Annotated in this window: 15 protein-coding genes and 1 tRNA gene; 9 read left to right on the plus strand and 7 right to left on the minus strand. The window is 72.3% G+C overall.

The window, feature by feature from the left end; all coding sequences use genetic code 11:
- Window positions 1-41: 41 nt before the first annotated feature.
- The 4 genes from ACO0E0_RS05545 to ACO0E0_RS05560 all read left to right on the plus strand — a co-directional run bounded on the left by ACO0E0_RS05545 (window position 42) and on the right by ACO0E0_RS05560 (window position 2,739).
- Window positions 42-1,070: an aldo/keto reductase gene (locus ACO0E0_RS05545; RefSeq protein ID WP_422870394.1), complete on the plus strand. Its 1,029-nt coding sequence runs from the start codon at window positions 42-44 to the stop codon at window positions 1,068-1,070.
- Window positions 1,067-2,092: a LacI family DNA-binding transcriptional regulator gene (locus tag ACO0E0_RS05550; RefSeq protein WP_422870395.1), complete on the plus strand. Its 1,026-nt coding sequence runs from the start codon at window positions 1,067-1,069 to the stop codon at window positions 2,090-2,092. Before ACO0E0_RS05545 ends, ACO0E0_RS05550 begins: the two co-directional genes overlap by 4 nt.
- Before the next feature lie 31 nt (window positions 2,093-2,123).
- Entirely contained in the window at window positions 2,124-2,540 is a 417-nt protein-coding gene (locus ACO0E0_RS05555) for an RbsD/FucU domain-containing protein (protein ID WP_422870396.1), read from the plus strand.
- A 127-nt stretch (window positions 2,541-2,667) separates the two neighbouring features.
- A tRNA-Arg gene (locus ACO0E0_RS05560) sits at window positions 2,668-2,739 on the plus strand.
- A 17-nt stretch (window positions 2,740-2,756) separates the two neighbouring features.
- On the opposite strand, the gene ACO0E0_RS05565 is transcribed toward ACO0E0_RS05560, so the two are convergent.
- The 4 genes from ACO0E0_RS05565 to ACO0E0_RS05580 all read right to left on the minus strand — a co-directional run bounded on the left by ACO0E0_RS05565 (window position 2,757) and on the right by ACO0E0_RS05580 (window position 5,881).
- Complete coding sequence (locus ACO0E0_RS05565) at window positions 2,757-3,131, minus strand: VOC family protein (protein ID WP_422870397.1); 375 nt, start codon at window positions 3,129-3,131, stop codon at window positions 2,757-2,759.
- A gap of 106 nt (window positions 3,132-3,237) precedes the next feature.
- On the minus strand, window positions 3,238-3,942 hold the full coding sequence (locus ACO0E0_RS05570) for a helix-turn-helix transcriptional regulator (protein ID WP_422870398.1): 705 nt from the start codon (window positions 3,940-3,942) through the stop codon (window positions 3,238-3,240).
- Between the two features lie 56 nt (window positions 3,943-3,998).
- A complete protein-coding gene (locus tag ACO0E0_RS05575) occupies window positions 3,999-4,985 on the minus strand; it encodes an aldo/keto reductase (RefSeq protein WP_422870399.1) in 987 nt (328 codons plus the stop codon).
- Entirely contained in the window at window positions 4,982-5,881 is a 900-nt protein-coding gene (locus ACO0E0_RS05580; protein ID WP_422870400.1) for a helix-turn-helix transcriptional regulator, read from the minus strand. The genes ACO0E0_RS05575 and ACO0E0_RS05580 overlap by 4 nt, the downstream gene beginning before the upstream one ends.
- A 145-nt stretch (window positions 5,882-6,026) precedes the next feature.
- Between ACO0E0_RS05580 and ACO0E0_RS05585 the strand changes: the two genes are divergently transcribed.
- The 3 genes from ACO0E0_RS05585 (at window position 6,027) to ACO0E0_RS05595 (ending at window position 9,386) form a co-directional block, all read left to right on the plus strand.
- Window positions 6,027-6,881, plus strand: coding sequence for an aldo/keto reductase (locus ACO0E0_RS05585; protein WP_479723447.1), 855 nt, complete (start codon window positions 6,027-6,029; stop codon window positions 6,879-6,881).
- Between the two features lie 172 nt (window positions 6,882-7,053).
- Entirely contained in the window at window positions 7,054-8,955 is a 1,902-nt protein-coding gene (locus ACO0E0_RS05590; RefSeq protein ID WP_422870401.1) for an ABC transporter ATP-binding protein, read from the plus strand.
- A 74-nt stretch (window positions 8,956-9,029) separates the two neighbouring features.
- On the plus strand, window positions 9,030-9,386 hold the full coding sequence (locus tag ACO0E0_RS05595) for a hypothetical protein (protein ID WP_422870402.1): 357 nt from the start codon (window positions 9,030-9,032) through the stop codon (window positions 9,384-9,386).
- Between the two features lie 142 nt (window positions 9,387-9,528).
- Here ACO0E0_RS05595 and ACO0E0_RS05600 read toward each other — a convergent pair whose 3' ends face one another.
- Together ACO0E0_RS05600 and ACO0E0_RS05605 are read right to left on the minus strand one after the other, a co-directional pair.
- A complete protein-coding gene (locus tag ACO0E0_RS05600; protein WP_422870403.1) occupies window positions 9,529-11,670 on the minus strand; it encodes an Ig-like domain-containing protein in 2,142 nt (713 codons plus the stop codon).
- Between the two features lie 144 nt (window positions 11,671-11,814).
- On the minus strand, window positions 11,815-13,032 hold the full coding sequence (locus ACO0E0_RS05605; RefSeq protein WP_422870404.1) for an MFS transporter: 1,218 nt from the start codon (window positions 13,030-13,032) through the stop codon (window positions 11,815-11,817).
- 96 nt (window positions 13,033-13,128) lie between these two features.
- Between ACO0E0_RS05605 and ACO0E0_RS05610 the strand changes: the two genes are divergently transcribed.
- Window positions 13,129-13,713, plus strand: coding sequence for a uracil-DNA glycosylase family protein (locus ACO0E0_RS05610; RefSeq protein ID WP_422870405.1), 585 nt, complete (start codon window positions 13,129-13,131; stop codon window positions 13,711-13,713).
- A 41-nt stretch (window positions 13,714-13,754) separates the two neighbouring features.
- Entirely contained in the window at window positions 13,755-15,197 is a 1,443-nt protein-coding gene (argG, locus tag ACO0E0_RS05615) for an argininosuccinate synthase (RefSeq protein WP_422870406.1), read from the plus strand.
- A gap of 74 nt (window positions 15,198-15,271) precedes the next feature.
- Here the strand turns inward: argG and ACO0E0_RS05620 are convergent, their stop codons facing one another.
- Window positions 15,272-16,177 carry a L,D-transpeptidase gene (locus ACO0E0_RS05620; RefSeq protein WP_422870407.1) on the minus strand — a complete coding sequence of 302 codons (906 nt, stop codon included), beginning with the start codon at window positions 16,175-16,177 and terminating at the stop codon, window positions 15,272-15,274.
- Window positions 16,178-16,188: the final 11 nt, after the last annotated feature.

A 16,188-nucleotide genomic window follows, 5' to 3' on the forward strand; every position in this document is an offset into this window, starting at 1 on the left:
ACGCGTCTGCGTCGGCACACACTTCGCACTGGAGGGACGACATGGCTCCCACGGACAGGGCTGCGGTCGACGAGACGGCCGGTCGACGACTGCGGACGGGTCGGGTCATCCCGCCGATCGGTCTCGGCACCTTCGGCTCGGACCGGTACGGCCCCGAGCAGGTCGCCGAGGCCGTCCGTGGCGGCATCGACGTCGGGTACCGGCTCATCGACTGCGCGTCCGTCTACGGCAACGAGCCGGCGGTCGGTGCCGCCATCGCGGCGGCCGGCGTGCCCCGGGACGACCTGTTCGTGATGAGCAAGGTGTGGAACGACGCGCACGACCCCGACGCCGCCGTCGCCTCCGTGCACCGGTCGATCGCGGACCTCGGGGTCGGCCGGCTCGACGCGGTGTTCGTGCACTGGCCGTTCCCCAACCACCACCCGCCGCACGCATCCGTCGACGACCGCGACGCCGCCGCCCGACCGTACGACCACGCCGCGTACCTGGCGCTCTGGCGGGCACTCGAGGACCTCGTCGACGCGGGCCTCGTCGACCATCTCGGCACCTCGAACACGACCGTCCCGAAACTGCGGCTGCTCCTCGACGACGCCAGGGTCCTGCCCGCGCTCAACGAGATGGAGCTGCACCCGACCTTCCAGCAGCCGGAGCTCTTCGACCTCTGCCGTTCGGCCGACATCCAACCCGTCGGGTACTCGCCGCTCGGGTCCCCGTCCCGCCCGGACCGCGACCGCGCGGACGACGACCCCGTGGACGTCGAGCACCCGACCGTGCAACGCATCGCTCGCGACCACCGCGTCCACCCCGCGGTCGTCTGCCTGAAGTGGGCCGTCGCCCGAGGCCAGGTTCCGATCCCGTTCTCGGTGAAGCCCGAGCAGTACCGCGCGAACCTCGAGGGCGCACTCACCGATCCGCTCACCGCCGAGGAGCTCGCCGCGATGGCGGACGTCGACCGCGGCGCTCGGCTCATCAAGGGACAGGTGTTCCTCTGGCGCGGCGCGGACAGCTGGCGGGACCTCTGGGACGAGGACGGCACGATCGCGGGCGGAGCCGGGGACCCGGTCGCGTGACGGACACCGGGCGCACGACCGCCACGTACAAGGACATCCAGCGCGAGACGGGGCTGTCCCTCGCGACGATCTCCAAGCACTTCAACGGCGGCACGGTGCTCGCGGCGAACCGGGCGGCCATCGAGGACGCCGCGGGTCGCCTCGGGTTCCGGCCGAACGGGTTCGCTCGCAACCTCCGGTCCCGGCGGTCGAGCACGATCGGGGTGCTGCTCCCCGCGCTCGACAACGACTTCCACCTGACCGTCATCGCCGGCGTCGAGAGCGCGCTCCGCGAGCACGGGATGAGCGTCATCGTGTCGTCGAGCCCGGACGCGTCCGCCGGGGCCGTGGAACTGCTCCGGAGCAGGATGGTCGACGGGATCATCGCCGTTCCGTCCGCGCACGACGTCGAGCCCCTCTCGCGAGCGGCCGAGCAACTGCCCGTGGTTCAGGTCGACTGGCGTGCGTCGGGGCTCCGGGTCGACGGCGTGTTCCTCGACAACCACGCCGCCGGCGCGATGGCCGCTCGGCACCTCCTCGACCACGGGCACGAGCACCTCGCGGTCATCGGCGGCGACCCGGCGGTCTCGACGATGCGGGAGCGCACCGCGGGGTTCCGTGCGGTGCTCGAACGCCCCGGCGTCGACGTCCCCGAGCCCCTCGTGCTGACCGGGCCCCTGACGCTCGAGCAGGGGCACGCGGCGATGCAGCGGATCCTCGTGGCGGACCCCCGACCGACCGCGGTGTTCTGCGCCAACTACGAACTGACCCTCGGCGCGGTGATCGCCCTGAACGAGTCCGGTCTCGCGCTCGGCCGCGACCTCTCGGTGCTCGGGTTCGACGGTCTCGAGCTCGCTCGGGTGACGGTGCCGAAGCTGACCGTGATCACGCAGCCGACCCGGGAGCTGGCGGTGCTCGCCGCCGACCGCATCCGCGAGCGCTTGGCCGGCGACGGGACGTCCGACCACGCCGCCACCACGGTCGACGTCGCCGTCGCACCCCGGCTCGTCGCCGGTGCCTCGGTCGCGCGCCGCACGTCCTGACCCCCCACCCACGCCACGACAGGAGAGCCACGTGCTCCGCTACACCCTCACGCACCAGCCCACGATCAGCGCGCTCGCCGGCCTCGGCCACGGGTCGCGGGTCCTCGTCGCGGACGGCAACTACCCGTTCCGGACCGCCATGAACCCGCGCGCGGCGCTCGTGTTCCTGAACTTCCGTCCCGGGCTCCTCGACGTCGACCAGGTCCTCGAGACGCTCCTCGACGCCGTGCCGATCGAGTCCGCGACGGTGATGGCGGCCGACCGGCCCGTGGCGGCGCACGACGGCTACCGGTCCGCGCTCGGGCCGGACGTCCCGTTCGCGTCGCTCGACCGCTTCGCCTTCTACGACGCGGTCCGCGCCCCGGAGCTCGGGCTCGTCATCGCGACCGGCGACCAGCGTTCGCACGCCAACCTGTTGCTCGAGGTCGGGTTCCAGCCGACGACGTGACCGGTTCGCCTGGATGCACACCGCGACCGCCCGGGACGGCGAGTCGCTCGTGGGACCCGGACAGGGCCTCCCGTCCGATCTGCCGGTGGCCGGGCCCCGCAGCGCGTTCGGTAGAGTGGACGGACCGGCCTCTGTAGCTCAATGGAAGAGCAGTTCCGTCCTAAGGAAAGGGTTGGGGGTTCGAGTCCCTCCAGGGGCACCGTGGATGGGACGCTGCTACCCGGCACGCGGCGTGCTGAACAGGTTGACGACGTTGCCGTCGGGGTCGCGGACGAGTGCGGAGCGGTTGCCCCACGGCATCGTGGTCGGCGCGAGGACGACGTCCTCGCTCCGTGGCTGCAGCGCGGCGAAGTCGCCGTCGACGTCGACGACCTCGAACTCGATGAACACCGAGCGGTTCGTCGCCGGCGTCATGGCACCGCCGAGCATGGCGACGGTCGCGGTGCTCGCGATCGCGAGGTTCGCGCCGGGCCCCCTGAACTGGGCGAAGGCCGGCGTGGGACGCTCCGCCTGCTGGCCCGTGACCCGCTCGTAGAAGGCGACGAGGCCCTCGAGGTCGTCGGTGACGATGCGGATGGATGCGAACGACATGGGGTCCCCTTCGGAGATGGTGGTGGTGAGCCACCAGCGTCACCCGTGGTCGCGACAGCGTCCTGTCGGTGTTCCCGGAGATCACCGGGGCGGACGGTCGACGTGGTCAGGGCGGTCCGTCGTCGATGACGGATCGCAGTCGCCCGTACTGGATCGCGAGGTCCTCGGCGCGGACGGTGCGCTGCGGGGGTCGTTCGTCGGTGACCTCGATCGAGCGCATCCGGTCTGCCCGGAAGGCCCGCACGCCGTCCCGCAACCGGCACCACGCGATCAGGTACCACTGCCCGTCCTTGCCGATCGAGCCGAGCGGTTCGACGTCGCGGACGGACTCCGACCCCGCGGCGTCCGCGTACCGCAGCCGGACGACGCGGTCTGCGCGGAGGGCCGCCGCGAACTCCGCCGGTGCAGACGGCTGCTCCTCCCGTTCCAGGAAGTGCACGCGGGAGGCGAGGGCGCTGGCGCGTGCAGCGTCGCGGTCCGGCATGACGGCGAGGGTCTTCCGGGCAGCGGTGTGCGCCGCGTGCCGGAACGGACTGTGCCGGAGGGTGCCGAGCCCGATCAGCACGGCGAGCGCCTCGTCGGGCGTGAACCCGGCCGGTCCGAGCGTCGCCGAGGCGTCGATGACGTACCCGCCGGTCCGCCCAGGCTCCGCCCAGATCGGCAGGCCCGACTCCTGCAGCGCGGCGAGGTCCCGCTCGATGGTCCGCACGGACACCTCGAACCGGTCTGCCAGGCGTCGGGCGCTCCGCGGTCGTGGGGCCGCCGCCCGCAGTTCCTCGACGAGCCCGTAGAGACGATCGGTGCGGTTCACCGTGCCATCCTCCGCCACCGTGCGGGCAGTGGGGCCGACCTCGCCGCCCGCCCCCCTCAGAAGCCGCCGGCGGGGCGTACCTGGTAGTGCTCCTCCAACGCGACGACCTCGTCCGGGGTGAGGTCGATGTCGACCGCTGCCGCTGCGTCGTCGAGGTGGTGCGGCTTCGTCGCGCCGATGATGGGTGCGCTCACGACCGGGTTGTGCAGCACCCACGCCATCGCGATCTGGGCCATCGGGACGCCGCGTGCTGCGGCGATGCGCTCCACGGCGTCGATGACGGGACGGTCGCGATCGGTGTCGGCGAAGAAGCTGTTGCCGACCGGGTCGTCGGAGGACCGCTTGGTCTGCCCACCCGCGGGACGGGCGACGCGGCCCTTGGCGAGGGGGCTGTAGGGGATGCTGCCGACACCCTGGTCGGCGAGGAGGCCGAACATCTCGCGTTCCTCCTCGCGGTAGAGCAGGGAGTACTGGTCCTGCATCGACACGAACCGGGTCCAGCCGTGCAGGTCGGCGGCGTGCTGCATCGTCGCGAACTGCCACGCCCACATCGCGGATGCGCCGATGTACCGGGCCTTCCCCGCCTTGACGACGTCGTGGAGGGCTTCCATCGTCTCCTCGACCGGGGTGTCCGGGTCGAAGCGGTGGATCTGGTACAGGTCCACGTGGTCGGTTCCGAGTCGGGTCAGGGAGGCGTCGATCTGCTGCATGATCGCCTTCCGCGACAGTCCCGCGACGTGCAGGCCGGGACCCGTGCCGGGAGTGTCGCGGAAGAACGCCTTGGTGGCGAGGACGATCTCGTCGCGGTCGGCGAACTGGCGGAGGGCTTCGCCGACGATGCGCTCGGAGTCGCCGTAGGAGTACACGTTCGCGGTGTCCCAGAACGTGATCCCGAGGTCGAGGGCCTGCCGGAAGTAGGGGAGCGCGTCGTCCTCCGGGAGGGACCACTGCAGGTGGCCGCTGGCGGGGTCGCCGAAGCTCATGCAGCCGAGCGCGATGCGGCTGACCTGGAGTCCGGAGTCGCCGAGGCGGGTGCTCTTCATGGATGGGTCCTCTCGATGGGCGATCCCGGAGTCCGGTCGTCGCTGGCGGCCCAGCTCGCGAGGAGCCGGACGCGTTCCTCGGACACGGAGGCGGGTTCGGTGATGTAGCTGATGATCGTGACGTCCGGGTCGCTCGCGAGCGTGAGTGCGACCCCGGTGACCTCGACGTCACCGACCGTGGAGTTCCGGAGGGTCTTCCTGGCGCTGGTGTGCAGGCGGACGTTGTGCGACGCCCACCAGGTCCGGAAGGGGTCGCTGCGGGTCGTCAGCTCGCCGATGAGGTCGGTGAGCGCCCGGTCGAAAGGGGTGCGGCCGGCTTCGATCCGGAAGGCGGCGACCATGTCACGGGCGACGCGTTCCCAGTCGGCGTAGAACTCCTGCGACGTCGGGTCGAGGAAGAGGTACCGGGCGATGTTCGCCGGCTCCTTCCCGTTCGGCACGAGGCCCGGCATGAGGGCCGCGCCGAGCTGGTTCATCGCGATGATGTCCGTCCGGGCGTTCCGGGCGTAGGCGGGCAGGTCGGTCATCCCGTCGAGGATCCGGCGGACGGGAGCATCGGCGCGGGAGCGGGCCGGGGTGCGCCGCGGCGCGGGGCGGGTCAGCGCGTGCTCGGCGTTCGCGGCGCGGGCGAGGTCGAACAGGTGCTGCTCCTCGGACTCGTCGAGCTGCAACGCTCGGGCGACGGCGGCGAGGACGGACTCCGAGACGCCGGCGAGCTTGCCGCGTTCCATCCGGTTGTAGTACTCGGCACTGACCCCGGCGAGCGTTGCGACCTCTTCGCGCCGCAGTCCCTCGACGCGTCGTCCGGTCGCGGAGGCGGTGAGGCCGACCGCTTCCGGGGTGATGCGGGCGCGACGGCTGCGGAGGAAGTCGCTGGCCTCGGTTCCGGTGTCCATGCCGGTCAGCGTAGGCGTGCCCGTGATGGTGGAACAGACACTGCCAGTACACCAAACAGCGCAGCCTGTTCCCCGCGCGGAGAGCGCTGTTCTCTGGGATCACCGGCCGGACCTCGGCCGCCCCCGATCCCCGGAAGGAACGCCCATGAGCACCATCCCCACCGCCACCCTGAACACCGGCGCGAGGATGCCGCAGCTCGGCTTCGGCGTCTACCAGATCCCCGCCGACGAGACCGAGCAGGCCGTCACCGACGCGATCGCAGCCGGCTACCGCCTCATCGACACCGCCGCGTCCTACGGCAACGAGGAGGCCGTCGGCCGTGGCATCGCCGCGAGCGGTGTGCCCCGCGAGGAGCTGTTCATCACGTCGAAGCTGTGGATCCAGCGCCGCGGCGAGGAGGGCGCGCGGGAGGCGATCACCACGTCGTTGCAGAAGCTCGGCCTCGACTACCTCGACCTGTACCTCATCCACCAGCCGTTCGGCGACTATCACGGCGAGTGGCGTGCCCTCGAGCAGGCGCACCGGGATGGCCGGCTCCGCGCGATCGGCGTCTCCAACTTCGCCCCCGACCGGCTCGTGGACCTCATCGCGTTCGCCGACGTCGTGCCGGCGGTGAACCAGATGGAGACCAACCCGTTCCACCAGCAGGCCGACTACCAGGAGCTGCTGCACGGCGAGGGCGTGCAGCTCGAAGCGTGGGCGCCGTTCGCCGAGGGCAAGAACGACCTCTTCACCAACCCGGTGCTGTCCGAGATCGGTGCCGCGCACGGCAAGTCCGTCGCGCAGGTCGTACTCCGCTGGCTGGTGCAGCGTGGTGTCGTGGTTTTGTCGAAGTCGGTCAAGCCCGAGCGCATGCAGCAGAACCTCGACGTCGTCGACTTCGCACTCTCCGACGAGCAGATGGCGGCGATCGCCGGACTCGAGGAGGGCGAGTCGCAGTTCTTCTCCCACGTCGACCCCGACATGGTCCGCTGGCTCACCGGCCGCGCCGAAGCCTGACGGGAGGCGCGGCGCGCGTTCGGCGCCGCCCCTGGCGTCTGGTGGGTGGGGACGCCGGACCGGCGCGCGGAGCCGTATCCTGGCCTCCGTGCTCGCGTCGCCGCTCGGGCGAACCGCGAGCTCGGGCGACCGACCGTCTCTGCTCGGCCCGGTGCCCACGGAAGGAATCGCAATGAGCATGGAAGGCGCGGCCTGGAGCTCGCTGTACAAGATCTCGACCGTCCGGGACGGCAAGCACGGGTTCTCCCGTGCGTCCCTGCGGCGGATCATGACCTTCGCGGTGCCCTACCGGTCCAAGCTGGTCATCTTCATCGCCCTGTCCGTCGTCGGCGCGTTCCTCGCCGTCGCGACACCGGTGCTCGCCGGCAAGGTGGTCGACGTCATCGTCGCGCGCGGCGCGGTCAGCACGATCATCTGGCTCGCCGTCGTCATCGCGCTCGTCGCCGTGGCCGACGCCGCCACGTCACTCGTCACGCGCTGGTACTCGGCGCGGATCGGTGAGGGCGTCATCCTCGACCTCCGGACCGCCGTCTTCAACCACGTGCAGAAGATGCCGATCGCGTTCTTCACGCGCACCCGGACCGGCGCGCTCGTGAGCCGCCTCAACAACGACGTCATCGGCGCCCAGCAGGCGTTCAGCGGCACGTTGTCCGGCGTGGTCACGAACTTCGTGGCACTGGTGCTCACGCTCGCGGTGATGCTCAGCACGTCCTGGCTGGTGACGGTCATCGCGGTCGTCATGCTCCCGCTCTTCCTGATCCCCGCGCGCCGCATGGGCAGTCGCCTGGCCGCGCTCCGCCGCGAGGCCGCCGACCACAACTCGGCGATGAGCACACAGATGACCGAGCGCTTCTCGGCCCCTGGTGCGACCCTCGTCAAGCTGTTCGGTCGTCCGGACGAGGAGGCCGAGGAGTTCCGCGTCCGTGCCGCCCGGGTCCGCGACATCGGGGTCCGCACCGCGATGCTGCAGTTCGTGTTCGTCACGGCCCTGATGCTCGTCTCGGCGCTCGCCCTCGCGCTCGTGTACGGACTCGGCGGGTCGCTCGCGCTCGGCGGGTCCCTGAACACCGGCGACGTCGTCACCCTCGCGCTGCTCCTCACCCGCCTCTACGCACCGCTCACGAGCCTCGCGAACGCGCGGGTCGAGATCATGAGCGCGGTGGTCAGCTTCGAGCGCGTCTTCGAGGTGCTCGACCTCGAGCCGCTCATCCAGGAGAAGCCGGACGCGGTCTCCGTCCCCGAGGGCCCGGTGGCCGTCGAGTTCGACGACGTCCGGTTCGCCTACCCGTCCGCGGACAAGGTCTCCCTGGCCTCCCTCGAGGAGGTCTCGACGCTCGACACCCGGGGCGGCGAGGAGGTCCTGCACGGGGTGTCCTTCCGGATCGAACCGGGGCAGACCGTCGCCCTCGTCGGGACGTCCGGTGCGGGCAAGTCCACGATCGCGCAGCTCCTCTCGCGGCTGTACGACGTCGACAGCGGTGCCGTGCGGCTCGCCGGGACGGACGTCCGCGACGTCCGGTTCGACGCGATGCGGCACACGATGGGCATGGTGACGCAGGACGGGCACCTGTTCCACGAGACGATCCTGTCCAACCTGCGCCTCGCGCGACCCGGGGCGACCGACGACGAGGTCTGGGACGCCGTCCGCCGGGCTCGGCTCGAACCGCTCATCCGCTCCCTCCCGGACCAGCTGGACACCATGGTGGGGGAGCGCGGGTACCGGCTGTCCGGCGGCGAGCGTCAGCGGATGACGATCGCGCGGCTCCTGCTCGCCCAGCCGCGCGTCGTCATCCTCGACGAGGCGACGGCGGCGCTCGACTCGACGTCGGAGGCCGCCGTGCAGGAGGCGCTCAGCGAGGCACTCGAGGGTCGGACGGCGATGGTGATCGCGCACCGCCTCTCCACCATCCGGAGCGCCGACATGATCCTCGTGGTCGAGGACGGCACGATCGTGGAGCGCGGGACCCACGAGGAACTGCTGGCGGTGGGCGGCCGGTACGAGGAACTGCACCGGACCCAGTTCGCGGTGCAGAAGGACCTCGCTGCGGACGAGGAAGCGCTGAGCGCGACCTAGCCTCGCCGGGCGCCGTGCGGCCACCGCGTGGTGAGCCGTCCCCGCCGACGGTCCGGAGAACCTACCCTGGGCGGATGCTCTCACGACGCGACGCCGCCGTCCGGCTCGACATCCCCCTCGAGATGGCGGCCCGCCACGGGATCCCGCCGCGCCTCAGCGATGCCGAGCTCGCGGCGATCGAGCAGGATCCGCCGCCCTGGCTCGCGCAGTCCCGGGCGAACCGGACCGGCGACACGAAGGTCTGGGTGCACCTCGAATGCGCGGTGTGCGGCTTCGCCGAGGACGCTCGACCGAAGAAGTGGTGGCCGGACTGGGACGCCCTGGTCTGCGACCACCACGCGCCGCACGAGGCGCCGGGATCCGCGTCCGGCCGCCCGTGGTCCGAGGTCGCGGGTGTCGGCAGTCGGTTCGTCGCCCTGGTCGACGCGTAGCCGAGCCGGTCCCGCGGGACGTGGAACGGCCCGCGGGACGTGGAACGGCCCGCGGGACGTGGAACGGCCCGGACCGCGGGCGGGTGCCTGCGGTCCGGGCCGTTCCGGACGGTCGTCGACGCGTGTCAGCGTCGGCGGGGTGTCAGCGTCGGCGCAGCGTCAGGCGGCGTGCCACGACCAGCAGCCCACCGAGGACGAGGAGCACACCGGCGACGAGCGGTGACCCGACGTCGCTCCCCGTGTACGCCAGGGCGGCGGCACTCGACGTCCGGACCGACGGGGCCGATGCGACGGTCGGCACGGTCGCGACGGTCGGGACCGGGAGGGTCGCGACCGGGGCGACGACGCCGGTCCCGGGGTCCGGGACGGGTCCGGTCGTCGACACCGCACCGACGACGCCGGTGGCGGTCCGCGAGAACCAGACGGTCGAGGTCACCGGGCGACCGTCGGCACCCGTCCCGGCGAGGACGAGGCTGTGCGCTCCGACCGGGATGTCCGACGGCAGGGTGATCAGGTCACTGAACGTCCCGGCGGGGTCGGTGCTGCCCGCTGCGAGGACGCGGGGGTCGGAGTGGAGCGTGAGGCTGTACGGCGACCCGCTCCGGAGTCCGACGCCCGCGATCGCGACGGGTGTGCCGGCGACGGTCTCCCCGACGGTGAGCCCCGAGACGATCGACACCACCGGTGCGGTCACCGCCGCGGGCAGCACGGTGCCGCTCAGCGGGACCACCACCGCTCCGCCGGGGTTCGACACGGTGACGACCGCGTGCCAGGCGCCGGCCTGGACGGGCAGGCCGGAGACGACGCCGGTGTCCGGGTCGAGCGTCAGCCCGGCCGGGAGCGCCCCGTCCGTCACCGCGAAGTGCAGGCCGGTCCCGGCGACGTCGACGGTGTCGTGGTATGCGGCTCCGACCTGCGGATCGGCGATCGTGGTCCGGCCGACGACCGGCGCGGCGACGGGGGCCGCGATGGTGCCGGAGAACGACGTGGTCGCGATGCCGTACTGCCCGTAGCGACCGATCGTCTGCGCGCTGATCGTGAACGCGTAGGGACCCGCCGCGGGGAGACCTGCCACGGTGCCGCTCGAGGGGTCGAGCTGCAGGCCCTGCGGCAGTGCACCGGACGAGACGGAGTAGGCGACGCGGTACCCGTCGTCGACCGTCGCCGTGACCTGGTCCGAGTAGGGGGTGCCGGCCGTGAACGGCGCCAGCGTCGTGTCGGACCAGGTCGGCGGGACGTCGATGAGGAACCCGGTGTCGCCGTTCACCCAGGTCAGCGGGCCGGAGGGTGTCGCGTCCGCCCACGACGTGACGGTGGTCGGGTTGGACCGGCTCGTGTTCGAGAAGTAGACGACGGTGCCGTCGGGGAACGTCGCGCGCAGCACGTAGAGGCGCTCCGCGTCCGCGATGGTCCGGATGGTGCCGATCAGGTTGAACGTGTACGAGCCGTTCTCGTCCGTCGTCGCCGTGAACACCGGCGTGCCGTCCGGGCCACCGGGGTACGGCAGCACCTCGACCGTCGCGCCCTGCACGACGTGCTCGTTCTCGCGGGCGTACCCGTACGCGTACGGCTGGGAGTAGAAGTAGACGCTGGCGGCGTTCGAGGTCGCGCTCGCGTAGGTGCTGTCGCCCTGGTAGACGGCGGTCACCGTCCGTGTCTTCCCGACGTCGGGGAAGTCGAAGTCCGGCGAACGGGCGAACCCGGACTCGAGTGCGACGGGTGCGCCGATCGGGACGCCGTCGTCGAGGAACTGCACCGTGCCGGTCGGCCGGACGCCCTCCGCGTCCGCGGACGACACGGTGACCGAGACGCCGGTCGACCAGATCCACGCGACGGGCTGGCTCGACGTCAGGGTGACGACCGGAGCGGCGAGGGTCGCCGGGGAGTTCGACGAGGGACCGGACGAGGACGTCGAGCCGGTCGACGGGCTCTCGGTCTGGGTGGACGAGTCCGTCGGCGAGGGGCTCGCCGTCGGCGTCGACGTGTCCGTCGACGTGTCGCTCGGCGCCGACGTGTCCGTCGGTGTCGACGTGTCCGTCGGGGTCGAGGTGTCGCTCGGCGTCGGTGCAGGGCTCGCGCTCGGCGAGGCGGTCGTGCTCGACGGGCCGGTGCTCGACGTCGAGCCCGAGGCGCTCGGCGGGTCGGTCGTCGCCGTCGAGTTCGTGGTGGTCGTCGAGGTCGTGGTGCTCGGATCCGGATCGGCGGAGGCCATCTGCGCTCCGCCGATGCTCGGTCCGATGACGAGCGCTGAGCCGACGATGACCGCCGCGACTCGTCCTGACATGGTCCGACGGGTGTCCGTCATGTGTGATCCCCTGATCTCGTGGTCGACTGCCCTCCTGCGCTCGGACGCGGGTCCTGAGCGGGGCGGTGCCCATCACCGTAGGGGGACCGCTCGACCGGACGACACGCCCACTTCGAGGGTCTGTCAGCCGGTCGCCGGACCGGCCACGCGCCGCGGTGCCGCGGCGGACGCCGCCACGAGTGCGACCGCGAGGAGTGCCGCCGGCACGAGCATCGCCGGCCGCAGACCGAGGTGTTGCCCGAGGAACCCGAGCGCGGGCGGCCCGACGAGGAACGCGACGTACCCGGCGATCGCGACGAGCGAGACCCGCCGGTCGCCGTCGGTGGGGTGGTCCCCGGCGGCCGAGATCGCCAACGGGAACCCGAGCGCGATGCCGAGCCCCCACACGCCGGCGGCGACGGCGGCGACGACCGGGGTGGGGGAGAACACGACACCGAGGACGCCGACCAGGCCGACGACCGCACACGCTCGGAGGACGGATGCCCGGCCGAACCGGCGGACGAGGGGCGTGCCGGAGGACCTGCCGACGAGCATCGCGAGCGCGAAGCCGGTGAAGACGAGGGAGCCGAGGACCTCCGAGGCGTCGTGGTCGGCCGTGACGAGGAGCGGCAGCCAGTCGCTCGCCGCGCCCTCGGCGAACGCCATCGCGAGGACGACGACGGCGAGGAGCGCGACCTGGAACGTCAGCACCGACCGCGCGCGGGACCGGGACCGGTCGGAGCCCGGTGCGGCCGGCGCGGCGTCGGCGTCGACCGCGCGCGGCAGGGGGCGGAGGTTCACAACCGCGACGAGGGCGAGGCCCGCCATCACCACGGCCGCGAGCGGCAGGTGCACCGCGACCGGGACGTGCGCCGCGGTGACGGCGATCCCGACGGCACCGCCGATCACGGTGCCGAGGCTGAAGCACGCGTGCAGGACCGGGATCACCGGTCGCTCGAGCGCGCGCTCGACGGCCGCCGCCTCGACGTTGAGCCCGATCTCCGCGGCACCGGCCCCGGCGCCGATCAGGAACAGCCCCGCCCACACGCCGACACTGGCCTGGTGCGGCGCGAGGAGTCCGACGAGCAGCATCCCCAGCACCGGGAGACCGCCCCCGAGCAGCACGAGCGGTCGGGTCCCGAGTCGCCGGATCAGGGCGCCGGCCCCGAGGATCCCGAGCATCGACCCGACCGACAGTCCGAACAGGACGATGCCCATCGTCGCGATCGACGCACCGAGTTCGCCACGGACCGCCGGGGTGCGGGTGACCCAGGACGCGATCCCGAACCCCGTCAGCGTCGACGTGGCGAAGAGGGCGAGCCGGTGTCGGCGGAGTGCCGCGAGCGACCGGTCGGAGTCCATGTCCCCACCCTGCCATCACGCTCCCGGCAGGGACAGCCCGAAGGGCCGGACGGTGCGGCCGTCCCGGACGTCGGCGGGTGCTGCGACGATGGCACGATGTCCACGTTCGACCGGCTCCGCGCCGAGGTCGCCGCGCACCCGAGCAACGCCTGGGCGACCGCGGCGGGATGGGCACCGCTCCTCGTCGGGGACCCGTCCTCGCGGGTGCTCATCATCAGCCAGGCTCCCGGACGACGCGCCCAGGAGACCGGCGTGCCGTGGAACGACGCGAGCGGGCGGCTGCTCCGGAGCTGGCTCGGCGTCACCGACGACGAGTTCTACGACCCGCGCAACGTCGCGATCGTCCCGATGGACTTCTACTACCCCGGCAAGGCGCCGACCGGGGACCTGCCGCCCCGGCCGGACTTCGCACCGCGCTGGCATCCACGGGTCCTCGCAGAGCTCCGGGACGTCCGGCTCACGATCCTGGTGGGCGCGCATGCACAGCGCCACCACCTCGGGCCGCGAGCGGGACGGACGCTCACCGACACGGTCCGCGCGGGGGCGACGGACGACGGTCCGTTCCCGATCGTGCACCCGTCACCGCTCGCCGGCATCTGGCGTCGGCGGAACCCGTGGTTCGAAGCGGACGTCGTGCCGCTCCTCCGAGCCCGGGTGCGCAGCGCCCTCGACGACGACTGACCGGAGCGCAACGCACGCCCGCGGTCCCCTACGCTTGTGGGGTGTCCAAGGTCCTGAGCAGTCTCCCGGTCGGCGAACGAGTCGGCATCGCGTTCTCCGGAGGTCTCGACACCTCCTGCGCCGTCGCGTGGATGCGCGAGAAGGGCGCGGTGCCGTGCACGTACACCGCCGACATCGGTCAGTACGACGAGCCCGACATCGACGCCGTGCCCGGTCGGGCGCACGAGTACGGTGCCGAGATCGCCCGCCTCGTCGACGCCAAGAGCGCCCTGGTGGAGGAGGGCCTCGTCGCCTTGCAGACCGGCGCGTTCCACATCCGCTCCGGCGGCAAGACGTACTTCAACACGACCCCCCTCGGCCGCGCGGTGACCGGCACGATGCTCGTCCGCGCCATGAAGGACGACGGCGTCGACATCTGGGGCGACGGCTCCACCTACAAGGGCAACGACATCGAGCGGTTCTACCGGTACGGCCTGATGGCGAACCCGCGGCTGCGCGTCTACAAGCCGTGGCTCGACTCGTCCTTCGTCGCAGAGCTCGGCGGTCGCAAGGAGATGAGCGAGTGGCTCGTCGCCCGCGGGTTCCCCTACCGCGACTCCACCGAGAAGGCCTACTCCACCGACGCGAACATCTGGGGTGCGACGCACGAGGCGAAGAGCCTCGAAGAGCTCTCCAGCGGCCTCGACATCGTCGAGCCGATCATGGGCGTCGCCGCTTGGCGCGACGACGTCGAGGTCACGACGGAGACGGTCTCGGTCCGCTTCGAGGCCGGCCGTCCGGTCGCGATCAACGGCGCCGAGTTCACCGACGCGGTCGCACTGGTGTACGAGGCGAACGCGATCGGGGGCCGACACGGGCTCGGCGCGTCCGACCAGATCGAGAACCGCATCATCGAGGCGAAGAGCCGCGGCATCTACGAGGCCCCGGGCATGGCCCTCCTGCACATCGCCTACGAACGACTCCTCAACGCGATCCACAACGAGGACACCGTCGCGGCGTACCACAACGAGGGTCGCCGACTCGGGCGCCTGATGTACGAGGGCCGGTGGCTCGACCCGCAGTCCCTCATGCTCCGGGAGTCCCTGCAGCGCTGGGTCGCGTCGGCCGTCACCGGCGAGGTCACCCTGCGACTCCGGCGCGGCGACGACTACACGATCCTCGACACCACGGGTCCGGCGCTCAGCTACTCGCCCGACAAACTGTCGATGGAACGCGTCGGCGACGCGGCGTTCGGCCCCGACGACCGCATCGGCCAGCTCACCATGCGGAACCTCGACATCGCGGACTCGCGGGCGCGGCTCGAGCAGTACGCGGCGGCCGGGCTCATCGGCGGCGCGACCGCCGAACTCGTCGGCGAGCTCGAGGCCGGCGAGTCCGAGGAGATCCTCGGCGGCGCCGCGGTCGAGAGCGCGGACGAGCGTGCGCTCGGTCGCGCGACCGACGCGGCGTCCGAAGGCGCGGCGTTCGACTCGGGCACCGACTGACGGTCCGCACCACCTGACGGACGGGAGGCGCGGTGCCGGCTGGCCCCGCGCCTCCCGTCCGTCTCCGGCGTCGGTCAGCTGAACTGGATCGCGGTGCCGACCGGCAGGGTGGCGAGTGCGTCCGTCATCGCCGCGGACACCCGGACGCACCCGTGTGAGCTGCCGGTCGGGTCGGGGTAGTAGTGCAGCGCCGTCAGCGCGGAGTTCCCGCCGTAGGAGGCGATGCGCGACGAGTGCGCCCCGGTCAGCGCGATCGGGTGCCCGTTCGTGTACCGGACCTGCGGATCGACGTAGTTCGCCTCCATGTAGGTGGCGGTCGACACCGGCGTCGGATCGGCCGGCGTGCCGAGGCGTGCCGTCTCCGTCGCGCCGACCGACCCGTCCTCGTTGACGATCGCGATGGTGGAGGCGGCGACGTCGATCCGCACCATCCGGTCGGCCGGGGTCAGGGTGAAGTCCGCCGCACGCGCCCACGCGAACGTCGCACTCGGCGCCTCGGCCATCCCGCCGTCGCCCGGCACGCGGTTCCTGGCGGGCGTCGACACGAGCACCATCCCGCCGTCGAGACCGGGGGAGCGCCCCCAGACGGCCGTCGCCGCCGGGCGGTCGATCGTCGGCACGGTGGCGGAGAGGGTGGCGATCGGGGTCGCGTCGGCGGCAGGACTCGCGAACAGCGCGACGAGGGGTGCGCGGGGCGTCGCGATCTCCCACTGGTTGTCCGGGGTGACGACCGACCCGTCCAGGAGGCCCGGCACGACGCCGTCGAAGTACGCCTCGGGGAGTGCGGCGAGGGCCGATGCGTCCGGGGCGGCCGGGACCGCGGCGAGCGACGGGGTCGGCGTCGGGGTGCTGCGGGCGACCGCCGTCGGGGACGGTGTCGGTCGGTCGGCACCGACGTGCGTGCCGACCCCGATCCACAGCCCCACGGCCGCCACGACGGCCGCGGCGCCGCCGGCGGCGAGCTGTCCTCGCCGGTTCACGGCCGCGACCG

Source organism: Curtobacterium phyllosphaerae, from assembly GCF_049341865.1.
GTDB classification, from domain to species: Bacteria; Actinomycetota; Actinomycetes; order Actinomycetales; family Microbacteriaceae; genus Curtobacterium; species Curtobacterium phyllosphaerae.